We start from the raw sequence: 19,560 nt of genomic DNA, 5'->3' as shown, positions 1-19,560 counted from the left end.
TCCCTCTCTATTTCACTGCTACATGAATTTCACTGTGGTTTAGAACTTAGAAGGTGTAACCGACACCCAGATTAATGGTCACTGGGGTATCAACGTTTTTGCCTTTCGACAGTTTTACTTCAGAACCGACAGAGAGGTTTTTGGTCATGTTTACATTCATACCAACACCTGCATTCACACGAGTACCTTTGCGGCTGTTATCAAACATCTCGCCGTTGACCAGCACGTTGTTACGCGCCATCAGGTCATGGTCAACAGAGAACAGTGCATATGGCTTGATCTCTGCACCGCTATTCAGCACAAAGCGATAACCGGTGTTCACACCCAAGGTCCCGGTGGTATTGCGTGAACCCTGGTTCTGCGCATCCATGCCGTTAGACAACTGGTACTGACTCTTACCGGAAGCAAAGGTGCTCAGCGCGGCATAAGGAGAAACATACATTGCATCAACATTGATATGTTTACCCGCTTTCAGTGCCACACCCAGACCAGAGAAGTTAGCACTACCGCTGGCGTTGTTGCCCTGCGAGGTGATATTCAGCTTCTGCTTAAACTGGTTAGTTTTCAGCACACCATTCAGGTAGTAACCGCCATTGGTCAGATATTGTGCATATGCACCCAATGAGTTACTTTCCACGCTACCGCTGCTCTGGTAATCAGATTTGATATCTGAGCTGCTGCGAGCTGCGAAACCACCCAGGCTCAGTACAGAATCACCTAACTCAATGGCTTTATCGCCACCCAAGGTTACGCCATTCAGTTTTTGGTCGAAATTAGCGGCCGTACCTTTCACTTTGAAGTTATCGTTCAGGTAATTAATCCACACGCCACTTTCGTTGGCTGAGGTGCTTTGCTTATCCAAACGATTCTGAATAGAGCTTAACTCGGCGTTAAAGATAACCGGCATGGTATTCGCTACCGCCAGAACACCGGCAGTACTTGGTGTCAATACAGTGGTATCCGCCACCAGCTTATAGCCGCCCTTACCATCGCTGACCAGACTGTGCTTGTAGTTACCCAGGTTAATTGGCCCATTAGACAGCGAGAAACGAGCGGCATTAGTACCTTTAACATCAATGATTTGCAGATTAGTCGGTGCGACACCATTATCACTGAGTTGGATGCCAAAAGTACCATCAGCATCGCCGGTAACATTCAGCGGTGCATTTGCCTGATTGTACAGTGATGCTGCCAGATTAAAGGTACCAGCACCTGACAGTGAATTCATGGTCAACTGAGCATTGGTGTTGCTCATATCAACAGTACCGCCATCCAGTGTGACATTTTTAAAGGCGAACTGGGCAGGAGGAGCCATTACTGCGGCACGGAACAGTGCGTTTTGTGGTGCATTCGCGCCAACTAACTGCATGTTACCGGCTAAGTTCAGGTCAGCATCCTCAGTATTTGCGCCGTCGTACACACTGATAACGCTATTTTCATCTGCATCAATGGTGCCGCTAACCTTAGCGGTGGTAGCGAAGGTGGTGTTGCTGCCAATGAGTGTTGTTACGCCGTCAAGTTCACCGGCGATCAGGGTATCACCATTTTCAACTTGCAGCTTAAAGGCCTGAGCGCGCGCCATCAGATTAAATTTACCGCCATTCACGGTGGTGTTATTGGCTGTTACTCCGCTAACCAGCGTGAAGTCAACTTGGTTGAGTGTGGTATCTTCAATAGTGGCACCGGATTTAACATCAAATTTACCGCCATTAACGGTGGTGTTATTGGCTGTTACTCCGCTAACCAGCGTGAAGTCAACGTCGTTGAGTGTGGTATCAGCAATAACGGCACCGGATTTAACATCAAATAGCCCACCATTGATGGTTGTACTCAATGCTGACGTACCGCTTTCAAGTGTGAAAGTACCATTTTTCAGGGTAGTACCTACTGCCTGCGCACTATTTTCCAGGGTTAATGTTCCGCCCTTAATGGTGGAGTTAGAGACGATGGCACCATTACTGGCAGTAACCTCACCTTCACTGACCATATTACTGATCCACGAGTGCGCGCCTGCTGTCACTACCCCACCTTTGGCAACGGTAGCACCTTCAGATTTGGCGATCGTATCTTTATCCCCCCCTGCGAGGTCTAACTTACCTTGAGCGCCAACCTGCGTCTTGGTATCTGTACCGCCGCTATTGGTCATGGTGCCGTCGGTGATCACCGAGTCAATTGCTTGTGCATCTGCTACCAGATTTATGCTGCCGTTTTCGGTCACAATGCTGCCAACGACCTTGCCTTTAGTGGCTACGTCTTGCGTGCCACCAGCCACTTTAGTATCGATAGCGATAGTATCTGTAGCAACAGTATCTGTTGTACCTAAGGCGATAGTTTTATCGACAGCTGACAAATTAATAGTAGCGGCATCGTTGACTAGAGTAGTAACAGCATTCTCGGCGGTAGTTAATTCACCTTGTTTGGTGGAAAGTTCAGTGTTTGCGTTGGTTTTGGCCTGTTCAGCTTTACCAAGATCCGCGTTAATCTGATCAAGTTCTTTAGTGGACTTCTGGTGCTCATCCTCTGCACTCTCTACCGCTTTTTTAGCAGCTTCAGCAGCCTTGATTGCTTCTTCTGCCTGTTTGGCCTTATTGATTTTCTCCTCTACATCATCGAGTTGTTTTTTTGCATCAATTTTAGCTTGTTCTGTGTCGCTGGCTGCCTGTTCTATACCCGTGGTCTTAAGAGCAGCTTCGTTTTCCTTGTTCGTAATATCTGATTTTTCACCATCTAGCTTTTGGGTTTCAGCTTTATTGTCTTCAACTGCATCCTTAGCCAGCTTAATATCCTCCTCAAAGTTTCTGACTAAAGCCTCATAGGCTGCTTTATTCTTTTTTGCTGTGGCTTTTAGTGTGCTATCACCGCTGTTAAGGTTACCTTCGGTTCGCTCATGCTCTTTTTTGGCTTTAGCAATGTCGGTATTAGCATCAGCTTCTTCAACGCCTTGAGCAGCTTCTGCGTTAGTGAGAGCTGTATCTAACTCGTCTTTTTTTGTGGTGAGATTACTTAATTTATCTGTTAGCTCTGCAATCTGCTGACCAAACTCGTAGATTTTATCTAGGTGCGCCGTTTTTGCTTTTTCAGTTTCTTCAGCTTCTGCTGTTTTATCGGCTAGCGTTTTAGTTTTTTCTTTAAGCTCTGTTTCTGAGTCAGTAATCAGAGCAGTTACTTTTTTTGCAATATCTGCGTCGTTAGGATCTAACGTTATGGCAGTAATGGCAGTAATGGCAGTAATGGCAGCTTCTTTCTTACTGTCTTTTGCTGTAAGAGTTGCCTCTAAATCAGTTTTAGTTTGTTTTTTTGCCGCGACTTCTTGGGCGGCAGTAGTTTCTTTTTTCTTCAATTCATTAAAGGCTTGAGTAAAAGTTTCTGCTGTTTTTTCTGCTAACTCAACGGCTGCTTGCGCATTTTTTTCCGCTTCTTTCTTCTCGCCCAGCAGTTCTAAACTATCTTTCTGCTCTTGAGTAATAATACCAGCAGCCAGATAGTCGCTTAGTTTTTCATAGATACTCTTTTCAATAACCGGTTTTTTCTCGACAACAGGTACTGTCCCCTGGAAAGACCCGCCATCAGTCCAACGCTGTACTTTGTCAGTACTGATTTCTTCTACTTTAGGTTGAAGAGGTTTGCTCTCTTTTGTCAACATTGGCAATGCAGCCATTGCCCCGCCAGAAACCAGCGATGAGATCAGAATAGATAAAGGTAAGAGACGCGTATTTAATGTATTGCGATGATTCATAGTTTTATAACTTCCTATTTGCAGATAAATTTTAATAAATGAATGCTAAAGATAATAAGGGACGACAAAATGTTGGAAGGAATATAAGGAACTAACCTTAGCCAGGCTAGTTATTAAAACCTTAAAGACATTAATTTATATTAATTTGATTTTATCTTGTATTTTTCACGATGAGGTATCTAGTCAATTTGTTGTTATTATTGGTTTTAACTTATCATTGCTTCTGTCTTTAATTTTTCGCCAGAGTTAATTTAATTTTTTATTAAAAAAATATTAAATACGATTTTTCTGTTTTTCTATGGAAGAGTTAGAATATTTCCTAGAAATTCTACTTTTTTCTGGAGAGAAAAAATCATCTGTTTTATCTCTCTATATTCCCTTTCAGGCGAATGCTATAATCCTGCTCTCAGCCAGGGAGCAAGATATGAATCACAATGGTTTGCTGCGGTTAATCTCAGGAATAAAAAAGGGTATCGGGGTCAGTGGCCTGTTGTTGAGTACCACTCTGCTATTGGCGGGTTGTGATAACAGCAGTAGTAAAGAGGAGAGTAGCGCTCCGGCCCCTACCACCACCCAGGCCACGGCGCTGCCCGCCAATGGCCCGTTGAGCCACCCCAAAGATGCCGCCACATTGGCCGCACTGGCAAAACGCCATGCCGGCCAGCCGCTCACCTTGCTCGATGCCTCTGAGCTGCAACTTGATGGGGCCAGCGCCATGGTGCTGACCTTCTCGCAACCGCTGGACCCCAATCAGGATTTTGCCGCGCAAGTGCATCTGGTGGATACCCTCAGTGGCACCATTGATGGCGCTTGGGAGCTATCAGATAACCTGATGGAGCTGCGCTTACGTCATCTCAAACCTGAGCGCAAATTGCTGCTCACGGTTGATAGCACGCTGAAAGGGGTTGGCGGCGCACAGCTTGGCGCACCACAACAGCAGCAAATCACCACCCGTGACATCAAGCCGAGTGTCGGTTTTGCCAGCAAAGGCTCCCTGCTACCGGGTAAACTGGCGCAGGGCCTGCCAGTGATGGCGCTGAATGTCGATAATGTCGACGTTAACTTCTTCCGCATTAAGCCCGCCAGCCTGGCCAACTTCCTCGCCAACTGGCAGTACCGCAGCGCGCTCTCTAACTGGGAGTCGGACGATCTGCTGAAAATGGCCGATTTAGTCTATACCGGCCGTTTTGACCTCAATCCCGCCGCCAATACCCGTGAAAAACTGCTGCTGCCACTAGCCGATATCAAACCGCTGCAAGAGTCCGGCGTCTATCTGGCGGTGATGCAACAAGCGGGTCACTACAGCTATACCAATGCTGCCACCCTATTTACCCTGAGCGATATTGGCGTTTCGCTGCACAGCTACCATAACCGCATGGATGTTTTCACTCAGGCGCTGGCGGGCGGTGCCGCTTTGAAAGGGGTCTCGGTGCAGTTGCTGGATGATAAAGGGCAAGTGCTGGCGCAGGCGGAAACTGATGCTCAGGGCCATGCGCAGCTAGAGAAAAAGGCCAATGCCAAACTGCTATTGGCCTCGCAAAATGGGCAGACCAGCCTGATTGATCTCAATGCGCCGGCGCTGGATCTGGCGGAGTTTGATATTGCCGGGCCAGAGGGCTTTCTGAAGCAGTTTTTCGTCTTTGGCCCGCGCAACCTGTATCGCCCCGGTGAAACCTTAATTGTCAATGGCTTACTGCGCGATGCAGACGGCAAGCCGCTGACCACTCAACCGGTTAAAGTGGATATCCTCAAACCAGATAACCAACTGGTGCGCAGCTTTGTCTGGCAGCCGCAAGCGGGATTGTATCAATATCAATACGCCATTCCTGCAGGCGGCCCGACCGGTGAGTGGTCCCTGCGCCTCAATCTGGGGGATAACCAGCCGCGCCTGTACAAATTCAAAGTGGAGGATTTCCTGCCAGAGCGCATGGCGCTTGAAATCACTACCCATAAAGCGCCGATCGCCACTGATAGTGAGGCCCACTTTGCGGTCACCGGGCGCTATCTCTATGGTGCGCCGGCATCTGGCAACCGCCTGCAAGGGCAGTTGTTCCTGCGCCCACTGCGGGAAGCGGTGGCGTCGCTGCCCGGTTTTGAATTTGGCTCTATTACCGAAGAGAACCTCTCCCGCACGCTGGATGAGTTTGATACCACGTTAGACAGCGACGGCGAAACTGAGGTCGCGGTGGAGAACAGCTGGCAGAGTGCCCAATCGCCGCTGAAACTGATTTTACAGGCCAGCTTACTGGAGTCCGGTGGCCGTCCGGTCACTCGCCGTGCTGAACAGGCGGTGTGGCCCGCCGAGGCGCTGGCGGGAATTCGCCCGCTGTTCAATCAGCAGCAGGTTTATGATTACCGCAGTGACAGCTATAAATCGCAGCCGATGGTTGATCAGGACTCTCAGGCGGATTTTGAGATCCTCTATGCCACGGCGGATGGTGAGAAACAGGCGGTTAATGGCTTAAAAGTCAAACTGATACGCGAGCGCCGTGATAACTACTGGCAGTGGTCAGAAAGTGATGGCTGGCAGTCGCTGTTTGATAAAAAAGATCTCCAACTGGCGGAGCAAACCATCAATATTGCCGCCAACGGCAGCGCGAAAGTCAGCTTCCCGGTGGAGTGGGGCGCTTACCGCATTGAGGTGAGCAATCCGGATAACTCACAGGTCAGTAGCTCGCGCTTCTGGGCCGGCTACAGCTGGCAGGATAACACTGCGGGCAGTGGCGCGGTGCGCCCGGATCAGGTCAAATTGACACTGGATAAACCCGCCTATCGCCCCGGCGAAAAGGTGAAATTGCACATTGAAGCCCCCGCCGCCGGTAACGGCTATCTGCTGGTGGAGTCCAGCGACGGCCCACTGTGGTGGCAGCAGGTGACTATTGCGGCAGGTGGCACTGATGTTGAGGTGCCGATTAACCCCGGCTGGGCTCGCCATGACCTCTATCTGAGCGCGACGGTGATCCGCCCTGGTGATAAAACACAGCAGGCGACGCCAAAACGGGCGATTGGTTTACTGCATCTGCCGCTGGTGGATGAAACCCGCAAACTGGCGTTGCAACTGGATGCGCCAGCCCGTATTCGCCCCAATCAGACCTTAACTGTTAAAGTGAAAGCCAGCCGCAGCGGCGCGCCGCTACCTGAAAAAGTGCAGGTGCTGCTCTCCGCCGTCGATAGCGGGATCTTAAATATCACCGATTACGCCACGCCGGACCCTCACGACGCCTTTCTGGGGCGCAAGCGCTACAGCGCGGATCAATATGATGTTTATGGCCAGCTGATTGAGGGGCAGGGGCGGTTAGCCAGCTTGCGTTTTGGTGGTGATGGCGATGAAGAGGATGCGCTCGCCCGTGGTGGTAAAAAACCGATTACCGAAGTGACCATTGTGGCGCAGCAGGCCCAGCCGGTGACTCTAAATGCGCAGGGTGAGGGCACGGTTGAGCTGGCTATTCCCGATTTTAACGGCGAATTGCGCCTGATGGCACAAGCCTGGAGTGACGAAGATTTCGGTAAAGCCGAGTCTAAAGTGGTGGTGGCCGCCCCACTGATTGCCCAACTGGCGACCCCACGCTTTCTGGCTGGTGGCGACAGCACCGCACTGGCGCTGGACTTAAGTAATTTATCCGGTCAAGCGCAAACCCTTGCACTCAACTGGGCAGCCAGCGAGTTACTGGCGCTAAAAGGCGAGTCGACTCAATCTGTTACGTTAGCATCCGGCGAGCGCAAAACGGTATTGATTCCGGTTCGCGCACTGAACGGTTTCGGGCAGGGTGATATTGGCCTGACTATCACCGGTATGGTGTTGCCGGGGGAAAAACTGCCCGATTATCAACATCATTGGAAAATTGGCGTGCGGCCTGCTTATCCGGCTCAAACGCGCCATTTCGCCAATGTGCTGCGCAGTGGCGAGAGCTGGAGCTTGCCTGTGGAGGCGATGGCGGGATTGGTGCCTGAAACCTTGCAAGGGCAACTGCTGGTGACAAGCCGCCCACCGCTGAACTTAGCGCGTTATATCAGCGAGTTATACGCTTACCCTTATGGCTGTCTGGAGCAAACGGTGAGCGGTTTATATCCGTCGCTCTACAGCAATCATGCGCAGCTGACCGCGCTGGGTATCAAGGCGGATAGCGATGAAAAACGGCGTCAAACGATTGATGTCGGCATTGAGCATCTGCTTAGTATGCAGCGCTACAATGGCGGTTTTGGCTTATGGCGCAATGACAGCCCGGAAGAGTTCTGGCTGACCGCCTACGCCACTGACTTCCTCTATCGTGCCAGTCAGCAGGGCTACAGTGTGCCGGAGGCCGCTTTAACTGCCGCCAACACCCGTTTGCAGCGCTACTTGCAAGATCCGAGTCAGATTGAAATTCGCTACAGCGAACAGAGCAAACATACCCGTTTTGCCGTGCAGGCCTATGCCGGTTTAGTGCTGGCGCAGCAGCAACAGGCGTCGCTGGGGGCATTGCGTCAACTCTCTACCCGCAGTGACGACGCCCGCTCCGGCTTGCCGCTGGTGCAACTGGGTGTGGCACTTAAGCTGATGGGCGATATGCCGCGTGCCAAAGAGGCCATCACGCAAGGGCTGAATACCCCGCGCAGCGATAAAGATTACTGGCTGGAAGATTACGGCAGTTCAGTGCGCGATGATGCCCTGATTTTGGCGCTACTCACCGACAACAATTTGCTGCCAGAGGTGCGCGATAGCCGCTTGTTGGCGCTATCCGATGCATTAATTGGCCGCAATTATCTCTCCACGCAAGAGAGTAATGCGCTGTTCCTTGCCGGACACACGCTAATAAGTGGCGCTGAAACGCCGTGGCAGCTGGCGATTGCGCCATCGGCTGAGTTACTCGCAGCGAGCGCGACTTTAACGCAGAGCACGGCGCTGAACCAAAACTGGTCGGCACAGCAATTGAGTGGTGGGATGCAACTGCAAAATCGTGGCGATACACCGCTGTATAGCCGCGTCGATGTGGTGGGCTATCCACAACAAACACCAGCGCCATTTAGCCGTAATCTGCATATCAGCCGCAGTTATATCGGGCTTGATGGCAAGCCGTTGCAGTTATCACAATTGAAGAGTGGTGAGCTGGTGCTGGTGCATCTGGATGTGTGGGCGGATCAGCGGGTGCCGGATGCGCTGGTGGTGGATCTACTGCCTGCGGGCCTGGAGCTGGAAAATCAGAATCTGGGCGACAGCAGTGCCAGTTTGGGTGAGAGCGCCAACAGCGTGACCGAGCTACTGCAGGATATGCAGCAATCAGATATCAAGCATCAGGAGTTCCGCGACGACCGCTATGTGGCGGCTGTCAGTGTCGACGGCTATCGCCACACTACGTTGCTCTATCTGGCACGCGCGGTCACGCCGGGCATCTATCAGGTGCCAGCACCACAGGTGGAGTCAATGTATGTGCCGGATTGGCGGGCGCTAGGGGTCACGCCGATGCAACTTGAAATTGTTAAGTGAATACTTACTCCCCCTTTGCTGGCGGTTAGTCGCAGCAAAGGGGGGTAAAGGCTATTGATGCGAACCCCGTTTTTTTTCCGCTATCGCCGCCTGTGGTGGGCGCTGGCTACCATCGTCATATTGCTGCCGACCACCCTGTGGCTGGCGGATAAACTTTGGCCGCTCCCCTTGGCGCAAGTTCAGGTCGCCCGGGTGGTGGTGGCTGAAGATGGCACGCCACTATGGCGTTTTGCCGATGCCGATGGGGTATGGCGTTATCCGGTGACCCTGCAACAGGTCTCACCTTACTACCTGCAAGCCCTGCTCACTTTCGAAGACCGCTGGTTTTACCGCCACCCCGGTGTTAATCCACTGGCGTTAGCCCGTGCCGCCTGGCAGGATCTGCGGGCGGGTAAAATCCTCTCTGGTGGCAGCACGCTATCAATGCAGGTTGCCCGCCTGATCGAGCCACATCCCCGCACCTTAACCGGAAAATCACGACAAATTTGGCGCACCTTGCAACTGGAGTGGCATTTTTCTAAAGATCAAATTCTGGAGCTCTACCTTAACCGCGCCCCTTTTGGTGGCACCCTGCAAGGTATTGGGGCCGCCAGTTGGACCTATCTGGGCAAACCGCCTGCACAGTTGACGCCCGCAGAAGCGGCATTGCTGGCGGCGCTGCCACAGGCCCCAAGCCGCTTGCGGCCAGATCGCTACCCGCTGCGGGCTAAAGCGGCGCGGGATAAAGTATTAACCCGGCTGGCCGATTATCAGGTCTGGACGCCAGCAGAAGTGGCTGATATCAAACAAGAAGATATCTGGCTGGCACCACGTCAGGTGCCGCAACTCGCGCCACTGCTGGCCCGCCGCTTAACCCTGGGCAATCAGCGGGAAGTGATCCAAACCACTTTGGATGCTGCGCTACAGCGGCAATTGGAGGATATGGCGGCCAGTTGGCGGCATCAGTTGCCGGAGAAAACCTCGCTGGGGCTGCTGGTGGTCGATCACACCACCATGAATGTGCGTGCTTACCTTGGTTCGGTGGATTTTCAGGATGATAGCCGCTTCGGCCATGTGGATATGGTCAGTGCCTGGCGCTCTCCGGGATCGACACTCAAGCCTTTTCTGTATGCCATGGCGTTGGATGATGGCCTGATCCATGCTGAGTCACTGCTACAAGATGTGCCGCGTCGCTTCGGTGATTACCGCCCCGGTAATTTTGATACCGGATTCCATGGCCCGGTCAGTGCCAGCGAAGCGCTGGTGCGCTCACTGAATTTACCTGCGGTGCAGCTATTGGAAGCTTACGGCCCGAAACGTTTTACCGCCAATTTACGCAATGGCGGCCTGAACTTACGTTTTCCACCGCACAGTGAGCCGAGTTTGGCGGTGATCCTCGGCGGGACTGGCTCACGACTGGATCAGCTCGTCGCCGCCTATAGCGCGTTCGCCCGTGGTGGCATGGCGGCGACACTGCGTTTTGAACCTCAACAGCAGATACAGGAGCGGCGGCTCTTCTCCCCCGGTGCCGCGTGGATTATCCGGCGCATCATGGCCGGTGAGGCCAGACCCTTACCGGACGATATTTTGCCGGTAACTGTGCCATTGGCGTGGAAAACCGGCACCAGCTACGGCTACCGTGATGCCTGGGCAATAGGTATCAACGCCCGTTATACCATTGGGGTATGGGTTGGGCGGCCCGATGGCACACCTGTCGCCGGGCAGTTTGGCTATGCCACCGCCATCCCTATACTCAATCAGGTCAATAACTTACTGATGTCAGGAGCGCAACAGGGTGGCCGCCAGTTACCGCGCGATCCACGACCTGCGTCAGTCAGTCGGGCAGAGATTTGTTGGCCCGGTGGGCAGCCGTTAGCGGCGGGGGATAGCAATTGCCGCCAGCGCCGCCAAAGCTGGGTGCTTGATGGCACAATACCACCCACCTTGGTGGCTCAGGGGCAGGAGAATCGGCAAGGTAGCCAGGTGAGTCTATGGCTAAATCCACAGGGCCAGCGGGTGGCGGCAGATTGCCCGGAAGCCATGCCGCGACAGCTAACATTATGGCCACTGCCACTCGAACCCTGGTTACCAATAGCCGAGCGGCGTAGCCAACGATTGCCGGTACTGAGCACACAATGCCCACCACAAGGTGGTGGTGATATAGCGCCACTACTGATTTTAGGCATCGGTGATGGTGCAGTCGTCAAACGCTTACCCGGCCATAATAGCCTCGATTTGCGTCTGGCGGCACAAGGCGGACGTGGGCAACATTGGTGGTTCCTCAATGGGGAACAGGTGGCGGTAACGGAAAATAACCAATCATGGATCCAAACCTTATCTGTGCCGGGTGCCTATCAACTTAATGTATTGGACGAAAGTGGGTTAGTGAGTAATTTAGTGTTTCGTGTGGAATAGACTTAATTATCCTATTCAACTAATTAGATATATTTTTTATAACTAATTATCAAATTAGTCTTCTTGTGATAAAAAAAAGAGATATAAAAATTCATATTATTCTATAAAATAATTAATTTAGCGGAGAGTATTTTATTGCACACTTTCTTCTTTATATTAGTTAGCCGAGAGGGGAATTGATATGATAAAAAATAATTGCATTCTCTTTTTTATTTCATTGCTTATCATGTTAAGTGATGATGTTCTGGCAGAATCGCCGAAAATTTGTTTTTATTCTGATGATAATTATAATGGGGAGTATTTTTGTTCTTATGAGGGTTATTTTTCCAGCTCCCTTTTTCCCTTATGGAATGACAGAATATCGTCTATCAAAGTTCCTTATGGCATGGCTGTCATACTCTATGAAAATGTGAATTTCTCTGGTCGCTCATTAACACTCAACAATGATACTAATTCTTTAAACTCCCACGAATTTCAATGGTTCAATGATCAAGCAAGTTCATTAAGAGTAAAAGATGCAGTATGTTTTTATGAGGATGATAACTTTATGGGTGATGCCATTTGTTTATCAGAAGGTAAGAAAGCTAACCTGTATAATTACGATAACATTAAGACTCTCTCTCCTATGTTGAGGTCATTCAATGATGAAATCAAGTCCATATCAGTACCAGCAGGGATGCAAGTGACTATTTATCAGCACGATAACTTTACTGGAAATGAATTCACTTTAACGGAAGATTATTTTTTTGATGATCTGGAATATATAGGGATGGGTCTTCATATAAGTAGTATCGATGTTTCGCAAAACAGTAGTTTTCTTTGTGATCACAACTGTGCTATTAAAGAAAATATGATATTACCGATAAGGCAGACTTTTGGTAATTATTGGTTTGATGAAAAAATAGGGCCAAAACAGATGTTGGTTAGCTTTAAGTTAACCGATGATGATGACTTTCTTATATTGATTGCAAATGGTGGGTTAATAAAAATTGAAAATAGAAAAATATTTATTATTTATGATAATTTAGATAATGCTGCTTATTTTGAAATGAGCGAAGAAAGTGACAGTTTATCAATGTTATCACGCTTTAATGGTGGGTATTTTGAGGTGCAATTTATTGAGTCTATAGGCGCTAGACCCATCTTTCTCACTCCCTTAATTGGCTATTTATTTGATCCATTTGATATTAATACACATTTTTTTATCATGAACATAAATGCTAATAATAGTTCAGTTATAATTGATAAAGTAGTTTTGACCGCTGAGAAGGCTTATAGCAGAAAAACGCGAAGTATCAGCGGAGCCATTGCTTGTTGGTCCATACCTCTGCTTAATATTTATAATTATATCGTGCAGGGGCATTGCAACCAGGTTGATCGTTTTGTATCAAACGTTACAGATTTTTTTAACGGTGGTAACGATAAAATATTGCAAGTTTTTGGTTCATCTAAACCACTGCCTAAAATAAGTACCAATGAGCCACTTTTTTTTGAGGGACGGTCGTCGGAACATTCGGCGTACGTTGATGCGGTATTAACGCATGTTAATACCTCTATGGATAAAAAGTCACTAACAATACCCGCCACGGCTTTAGCCTGTAAAGTCTCGATGAAGGAGCAACTCCTCCCGCATATGCGCGCCCGACGTGACCTTATTCCCCCCTGCATTCACTGGACACTTGATATTATGACGGATTTCACATCACTATTTGGTGGTAGCCTTGATGGCTGGAATGCTGAAAATTTCGGCAAAGTTATTACGCGGATCCTTCAGGACGGACATACCGGCCATGCGGTTTCAGATGTTGATACCGAAACGCGCTTAATTAATAATGTCAGGGATTATATTGCTGCAGATGAAAATCATGAACAGCTCCGCTTAAAAACAGCGTTCGACTTCTCTCAACTCGGTTATGCCACTTATTTATACTTTAATAATCGAGGTGCTTCTGTTATTTCTCCTCAGCGTACACAGACACTCTCCTTAGGCCGTTACGAATTGGCATTGGATACCTTTAACTATGTGGAGACCGTGCCGAGAATATATCAAAATGGCTACTGGGTTGATTATCCTAATTCTCATTTTGACGTTGAGATTATTAGTGGAATACCCGAAGAGACTCGGGGGGCTAGGCAAAATGTTCTCCCCATAATAAATGAATGGCGGCGATTATATAGTCAGGAACAGCCACAAGAGGGGAGTGCAGCCTCAGCGGATGCTAAAAAAGGCGCGCACAGTGATGACGTACCGAGCGCGCAGGCCGATAGAGAGAGGATTATTTCTGCATCACGTATTGTCAGTGATGTCATTCAGAGTTGGTTAAGAACCAGCCGTGAGGATTATGTGTATGTGATAGTTCGTCTGGCAGGGCGAATAGTGAGCATTACTGTCGCTGTTGATATTAATGACACAGATGTGGGGGTCGCCGGCTCATTAACAGATCCTGCTTATGTACTGCACCCAGAATCCGAAGGGGCAATCCGCGGCGCGGGAACGGCGGCGATCAGAAGTCTGGCCCAATATGCGGCTACCTTAGGGCGACGGGCTTTAGTTTCAGAAGTGATTAGCCAACCCTCAGCTATTGTAAAAAGAAAGGTCGGATTTACATTTGTTGAGGAACTATAAATAAGGTAGAGCGCCTTAGCCTGGCAGGATAATTTTTATGTAAAATGTGAGTTGTACATAAAAATGAGTAATTAAGATAAATTATTTTTAATAAAATGTTGTGATTCCGGTATGCAATCGCTGACTGCGAACATATAATCGGCGGCCACTTATACAGGTCGGTAACATTGAGTGTTAAGGCGTTACCCGTTAGCTAAACTTAGCTCCTTACTTAAGGTTGTTAGCGGCGCGGTTGCAAGCCCGGTCAATATTAGAAATCCAATAGAGGTTATCATGGCTTTAGAACGTACTTTCTCCATCATCAAACCAAACGCTGTTGCCAATAACGACATCGGCGCTATCTACGCGCGTTTCGAAAGTGCTGGTTTCAAAATTATTGCGGCAAAAATGCTGCACCTGACCAAAGAACAGGCTGAAGGTTTTTACGCTGAACATAAAGGTCGCCCATTCTTTGACGGTTTGGTTGAATTTATGACCTCTGGCCCAATCATGGTTCAGATTCTTGAAGGCGAAAATGCGGTTCAGCGTCACCGTGATATCATGGGCGCGACTAATCCAGATAATGCACTGGCAGGGACTTTACGTGCGGATTTCGCCGATAGCTTCACTGCGAACGCCGTACACGGCTCTGATGCGGTTGAATCTGCTCAGCGTGAAATTGCTTATTTTTTCGCTGCGGATGAGATTTTTCCCCGTAGCTAATGGTGTGAATCAGTGTCGGAGTGACCAGTATTCAATCAGTTGAAACCATCTGTTATCAATTGAAATAATATAAAGTTGGCCGACAGCTTTCCAATTATGGAATCCACGCCTTAAAATTTGTACAATGCCGCGCCCCGGTGGAGACATCTCTCCCGGGGCGTTCTATTATTGATTAGATTCCAGTCTTTATTCATCGCCGTTTCTGAGCCGTACCCGGTTTAAAGCACAGCGCCGTAAAGTGTAATAACGAGGCCACGACAATTTATGTCTGAACAATTATTAACTACATCAATACCAACTGATGTTGCCACTCTGTCTGACAATGGGGCTGAAACCGCCGCACCTGTCACTAGCAAAATCAATCTGCTCGATTTAAACCGCCAGCAAATGCGCGAATTTTTTGCCCAAATGGGTGAGAAACCTTTCCGGGCAGATCAGGTCATGAAGTGGATGTATCACTACTGCTACGATGATTTCGAGCAAATGACCGATATCAATAAAGCGCTGCGCGCTAAGTTACAGCGTGTGGCGGAGATCCGCGCCCCTGAAGTGGCACAAGAGCAGCGTTCTACGGATGGCACCATTAAGTGGGCCATTACCGTGGGTGATCAGCAAGTTGAAACCGTGTATATCCCGGAAGCCGACCGCGCCACATTATGTGTCTCATCACAGGTAGGCTGCGCGTTGGAGTGTAAATTCTGCTCTACGGCGCAGCAGGGCTTTAACCGCAACCTACGGGTATCCGAAATTATTGGCCAGGTATGGCGTGCGGCGAAAATTATCGGCTCATTAAAATCAACCGGTACGCGGCCTATTACCAACGTGGTGATGATGGGTATGGGTGAACCCCTGCTGAATCTGAATAACGTTGTACCCGCCATGGATATCATGCTGGATGACTTTGGTTTCGGTCTGTCCAAACGCCGCGTGACGCTATCCACCTCGGGTGTGGTGCCGGCGCTGGATAAGCTGGGTGATATGATTGACGTTGCACTGGCCATCTCATTACATGCGCCAACTGATGATATTCGCGATGAGATCGTACCAATCAACCGCAAATACAATATTGAAACCTTTCTGGCAGCGGTACGCCGTTACTTGGATAAGTCCAAAGCTAATGGCGGGCGGGTTACCGTTGAGTACGTTATGCTGGATCACATTAATGACAGCGTGGAACAAGCTCATCAACTGGCGGAATGTTTAAAAGATACGCCATGCAAGATCAACCTGATTCCATGGAACCCGTTCCCCGGCGCACCTTATGGCCGCAGCTCAAACAGCCGGGTGGATCGTTTCTCTAAGGTGTTGATGGAGTACGGTTTTACCACCATTGTGCGTAAGACTCGCGGTGATGATATCGATGCCGCATGTGGTCAATTGGCCGGTGAAGTGATTGATCGTACCAAACGTACCTTGAAAAAGAGAATGGCGGGTGAACCTATCGCCATTAAGACAGTCTGATTGATAAGATTGCCAGATCACAGATAACTAATTGTTATTTAACTTATAATTTGTAGTGCGCTCAATACTGAAAAGATTACTCAAATGTCAGTAATGGGAATAACATGAGTGGCTATTTTTGCACTTATCTTCACACATAAGGACAATTGAGAAAGCATGAAGCTGACAAGACTGTGGAGAGTTTGCCTGCTAGCAACAATACTGGCTGGTTGTTCTGGTTCGTCGCCAGAAAAAACTAATCAGCCAGCGGCAGGGCAGACGCGTTTACAACTGGGTTTAGAGTATTTGGCGCAAGGTGATCTTAGTGCCGCGCGGCAGAATCTTGAGAAGGCTGTAGAGGCGGATCCGCAGGATTATCGCGCTCAATTAGGCATGGCATTTTATGAGCAACGTATCGGTGAAAACAGTGCCGCAGAGCAGCGTTATCAACATGCGATGAAACTGGCACCTGGAAATGGCACTGTACTGAATAATTACGGTGCGTTTCTGTGTAGTTTAGGGCAGTATGTATCGGCCCAACAACAGTTTAGCGCAGCAGCGCTGTTACCTGATTACGGTCAGGTGGCAGATAGTCTGGAAAACGCCGGATATTGCTTTTTACGGGCCAATCAAAATGATCAGGCTCGCGCATTGTTGAGCCGGGCATTGAAGTATGATCCGGATAAGGGTGAGCCGCTGCTCGCAGAAGCTCAACGGCATTTTGGTGAAGGGAATCGCGCTCAAGCGCAACTATTACTGGATGTTTACCAACATACGCTACCAGCCAGTGCTGAAAGTTTATGGTTACAAATTCGTTTCGCCGCGCTAGCAGGCCGTCAAGATAGTGTTCAACGCTATGGCAAGCAGCTTGCGCGAAGTTTTCCACAATCCAAACAGTACCAGCATTTTCTAGCTAATGAATACTGAAGCCTCCCAAGATCAAACTGTTCCAGAGACGACAGGTGAGCGCCTGCGTCAAGCCCGTGAAGCACTAGGGCTAACTCAGCAGACGGTTGCAGAACGTCTGTGTCTGAAAGTATCCACAATCCGTGATCTTGAGGAGGATAAAGCACAAGCTAATCTCGCCTCAACATTCCACCGTGGTTACATTCGTTCTTACGCCAAACTGGTTCACCTTCCCGAAGATGAACTGTTACCCATGCTAGAAAAACAAGCTCCAATCAGAGCGGCGAAAGTCGCCCCAATGCAAAGTTTCTCATTGGGCAAAAAGCATAAAAAACGCGATGGCTGGTTGATGACGTTCACCTGGCTTATTGTGTTGGTTGTGCTGGGGCTGACCGGGGCATGGTGGTGGCAAAATCATCAAGCGCAGCAAGCAGAAATAGCCACCATGGCTGATCAATCTTCTGCTCAACTGTTGCAAAATGGCGGTCAATCTGTGCCGCTGACTGATGATAATAGCGAGCCTGCACCATCTCCGGATGCTCAGGCACCTGTTAGCAACTCTACACCAATAACAACGGGTACTGCTCCTGTCACAAACAGTGCAGCACCAGCAGATACGGCGAATAGCCGTGTCGAGACAAACACCCAGGGAGCGACGCCGGCGGAGTCAGTGGTCGTCTCCCCAAGTCAGGCTCCGTTACCTGATGTTTCTACCGCACAGCCACCATTGCCGACAGCCAACGCAGGGGTGAATGGTGCGGCATCAGCTGCTGGTTCATTGGTCATGAACTTCACAGCTGATTGCTGGTTACAGGTTGTTGACGCGAGTGGGAAAACGCTGTTTAGCGGCATCCAAAAAGGGGGGGCTACCCTCAATCTATCGGGTAAATCGCCCTATAAGCTAACCATTGGTGCACCGGGTGCACTGACGATCACTTATCAGGGTAATCCAGTAGATTTAACTAAGTTTATTAAGGCTAATCGCGTAGCCCGCCTGACTGTCGGTGTAGAGTAATATTGTGGTCTTGACAAACTATAAGGTGGTTCAAATAGGCAACCACCATAGTTTTGAAAGAGTGCTCTGTTGTATAACCTACACGACTGTAAAGGAGAGTGTGTAATGCATAACGAATCCCCCATTATCCGCCGTAAATCTACCCGAATTTACGTCGGTAAAGTGCCTATTGGTGATGGTGCACCGATTACAGTGCAATCAATGACCAATACCAAAACCACGGATGTTGATGCCACAGTTGCCCAAATCAGGGCATTGGAACGTGTTGGTGTGGATATCGTACGTGTCTCAGTACCGACTATGGAAGCGGCTGAGGCATTTAAGTTGATCAAACAGCAGTCGAATGTGCCGCTGGTTGCCGATATTCATTTTGACTACCGCATTGCCCTTAAAGTCGCTGAATATGGTGTTGATTGCTTACGAATTAACCCCGGCAACATTGGTAACGAATCCCGTATTCGCGAGGTGGTTGCCAGTGCGCGCGATCACAACATCCCTATCCGTATTGGTATCAATGGTGGTTCGCTGGAGAAAGATATTCAGGAGAAATATGGTGAACCTACGCCAGAAGCCCTGCTTGAATCCGCGATGCGTCATGTCGATATCCTAGATCGCCTCAATTTCGACCAGTTTAAAGTCAGTGTTAAAGCCTCCGATGTTTTTCTGGCGGTAAATTCCTACCGTCTGTTAGCCAAACAAATTAATAATCCTCTGCATTTAGGGATCACTGAAGCCGGTGGTGCGCGCAGTGGCTCAGTCAAATCGGCCATTGGGCTGGGTTTGCTGCTGTCCGAGGGTATCGGCGACACTCTACGTATTTCGCTGGCTGCGGACCCCGTTGAGGAGGTCAAAGTCGGCTTCGATATCCTTAAATCTCTGCGGATCCGTGCGCGTGGGATTAACTTTATCGCCTGCCCAACCTGCTCCCGCCAGGAGTTTGATGTTATCGGTACAGTGAATGCGTTGGAACAACGGCTTGAAGATCTGATTACACCGATGGATGTTTCTATCATTGGTTGTGTGGTCAATGGGCCGGGTGAGGCATTGGTATCGACCATTGGTGTGACCGGTGCACGTAACCAAAGTGGTTTCTACGAAGATGGCGTTCGCCAGAGAGAGCGCTTTGATAACAAAAACATGATTGATCAGTTGGAAGCGAAGATTCGTGCCAAAGCATCAATGCTTGATGCCAATAACCGAATTACTATCAATCTGCTGGATGATAAATAGGTCGTTGGGTGGCAGATAGATGCTGCTGGTAGTGTGTTATTAGCTAG

Annotated in this window: 9 protein-coding genes; 8 read left to right on the top strand and 1 reads right to left on the bottom strand. The window is 49.3% G+C overall.

Features of this window, described 5'->3' with window-relative positions:
- Window positions 1–46: 46 nt before the first annotated feature.
- Window positions 47–3,736 carry an autotransporter outer membrane beta-barrel domain-containing protein gene (locus AACW11_RS00635; protein WP_212585518.1) on the bottom strand — a complete coding sequence of 1,230 codons (3,690 nt, stop codon included), beginning with the start codon at window positions 3,734–3,736 and terminating at the stop codon, window positions 47–49.
- A 424-nt stretch (window positions 3,737–4,160) separates the two neighbouring features.
- On the opposite strand from AACW11_RS00635, the gene AACW11_RS00630 reads away from it, so the two are divergent.
- The 8 genes from AACW11_RS00630 to ispG all read left to right on the top strand — a co-directional run bounded on the left by AACW11_RS00630 (window position 4,161) and on the right by ispG (window position 19,513).
- Entirely contained in the window at window positions 4,161–9,200 is a 5,040-nt protein-coding gene (locus AACW11_RS00630) for an alpha-2-macroglobulin family protein (protein WP_212585517.1), read from the top strand.
- 57 nt (window positions 9,201–9,257) lie between these two features.
- Window positions 9,258–11,594, top strand: a complete 2,337-nt coding sequence (gene pbpC, locus AACW11_RS00625) for a peptidoglycan glycosyltransferase PbpC (RefSeq protein ID WP_212585516.1) — start codon at window positions 9,258–9,260, stop codon at window positions 11,592–11,594.
- A gap of 181 nt (window positions 11,595–11,775) precedes the next feature.
- Window positions 11,776–14,220: a beta/gamma crystallin-related protein gene (locus tag AACW11_RS00620; protein WP_249192824.1), complete on the top strand. Its 2,445-nt coding sequence runs from the start codon at window positions 11,776–11,778 to the stop codon at window positions 14,218–14,220.
- 273 nt (window positions 14,221–14,493) lie between these two features.
- Window positions 14,494–14,922 (top strand): nucleoside-diphosphate kinase, encoded by a 429-nt coding sequence (gene ndk / locus AACW11_RS00615; RefSeq protein WP_212585515.1) that lies wholly within the window; start codon window positions 14,494–14,496, stop codon window positions 14,920–14,922.
- Window positions 14,923–15,186: 264 nt separating this feature from the next.
- Window positions 15,187–16,383 (top strand): bifunctional tRNA (adenosine(37)-C2)-methyltransferase TrmG/ribosomal RNA large subunit methyltransferase RlmN, encoded by a 1,197-nt coding sequence (locus AACW11_RS00610; protein ID WP_212585514.1) that lies wholly within the window; start codon window positions 15,187–15,189, stop codon window positions 16,381–16,383.
- A gap of 156 nt (window positions 16,384–16,539) precedes the next feature.
- Window positions 16,540–17,289 carry a type IV pilus biogenesis/stability protein PilW gene (gene pilW, locus AACW11_RS00605; protein ID WP_212585513.1) on the top strand — a complete coding sequence of 250 codons (750 nt, stop codon included), beginning with the start codon at window positions 16,540–16,542 and terminating at the stop codon, window positions 17,287–17,289.
- Entirely contained in the window at window positions 17,279–18,283 is a 1,005-nt protein-coding gene (rodZ, locus tag AACW11_RS00600; RefSeq protein WP_212585512.1) for a cytoskeleton protein RodZ, read from the top strand. Before pilW ends, rodZ begins: the two co-directional genes overlap by 11 nt.
- Before the next feature lie 105 nt (window positions 18,284–18,388).
- Window positions 18,389–19,513 carry a flavodoxin-dependent (E)-4-hydroxy-3-methylbut-2-enyl-diphosphate synthase gene (gene ispG, locus AACW11_RS00595; protein ID WP_212585511.1) on the top strand — a complete coding sequence of 375 codons (1,125 nt, stop codon included), beginning with the start codon at window positions 18,389–18,391 and terminating at the stop codon, window positions 19,511–19,513.
- The last annotated feature ends 47 nt before the right edge of the window (window positions 19,514–19,560 follow it).

This window comes from Yersinia sp. Marseille-Q3913 (genome assembly GCF_963892745.1).
In the GTDB taxonomy this organism is placed as follows: Bacteria; Pseudomonadota; Gammaproteobacteria; order Enterobacterales; family Enterobacteriaceae; genus Yersinia; species Yersinia bercovieri.
This window is presented reverse-complemented; position numbering and strand designations above follow the sequence as displayed.

What these genes read in the sequence shown, in the direction of transcription:
- ispG (WP_212585511.1), top strand. Translation starts at nt 18,389, where the DNA reads ATGCATAACGAATCCCCCATTATCCGCCGTAAATCTACCCGAATTTAC.
- AACW11_RS00620 (WP_249192824.1), top strand. Translation starts at nt 11,776, where the DNA reads ATGATAAAAAATAATTGCATTCTCTTTTTTATTTCATTGCTTATCATG.
- AACW11_RS00630 (WP_212585517.1), top strand. Translation starts at nt 4,161, where the DNA reads ATGAATCACAATGGTTTGCTGCGGTTAATCTCAGGAATAAAAAAGGGT.
- rodZ (WP_212585512.1), top strand. Translation starts at nt 17,279, where the DNA reads ATGAATACTGAAGCCTCCCAAGATCAAACTGTTCCAGAGACGACAGGT.
- pbpC (WP_212585516.1), top strand. Translation starts at nt 9,258, where the DNA reads ATGCGAACCCCGTTTTTTTTCCGCTATCGCCGCCTGTGGTGGGCGCTG.
- AACW11_RS00635 (WP_212585518.1), bottom strand. Translation starts at nt 3,736, where the DNA reads ATGAATCATCGCAATACATTAAATACGCGTCTCTTACCTTTATCTATT.
- AACW11_RS00610 (WP_212585514.1), top strand. Translation starts at nt 15,187, where the DNA reads ATGTCTGAACAATTATTAACTACATCAATACCAACTGATGTTGCCACT.
- pilW (WP_212585513.1), top strand. Translation starts at nt 16,540, where the DNA reads ATGAAGCTGACAAGACTGTGGAGAGTTTGCCTGCTAGCAACAATACTG.
- ndk (WP_212585515.1), top strand. Translation starts at nt 14,494, where the DNA reads ATGGCTTTAGAACGTACTTTCTCCATCATCAAACCAAACGCTGTTGCC.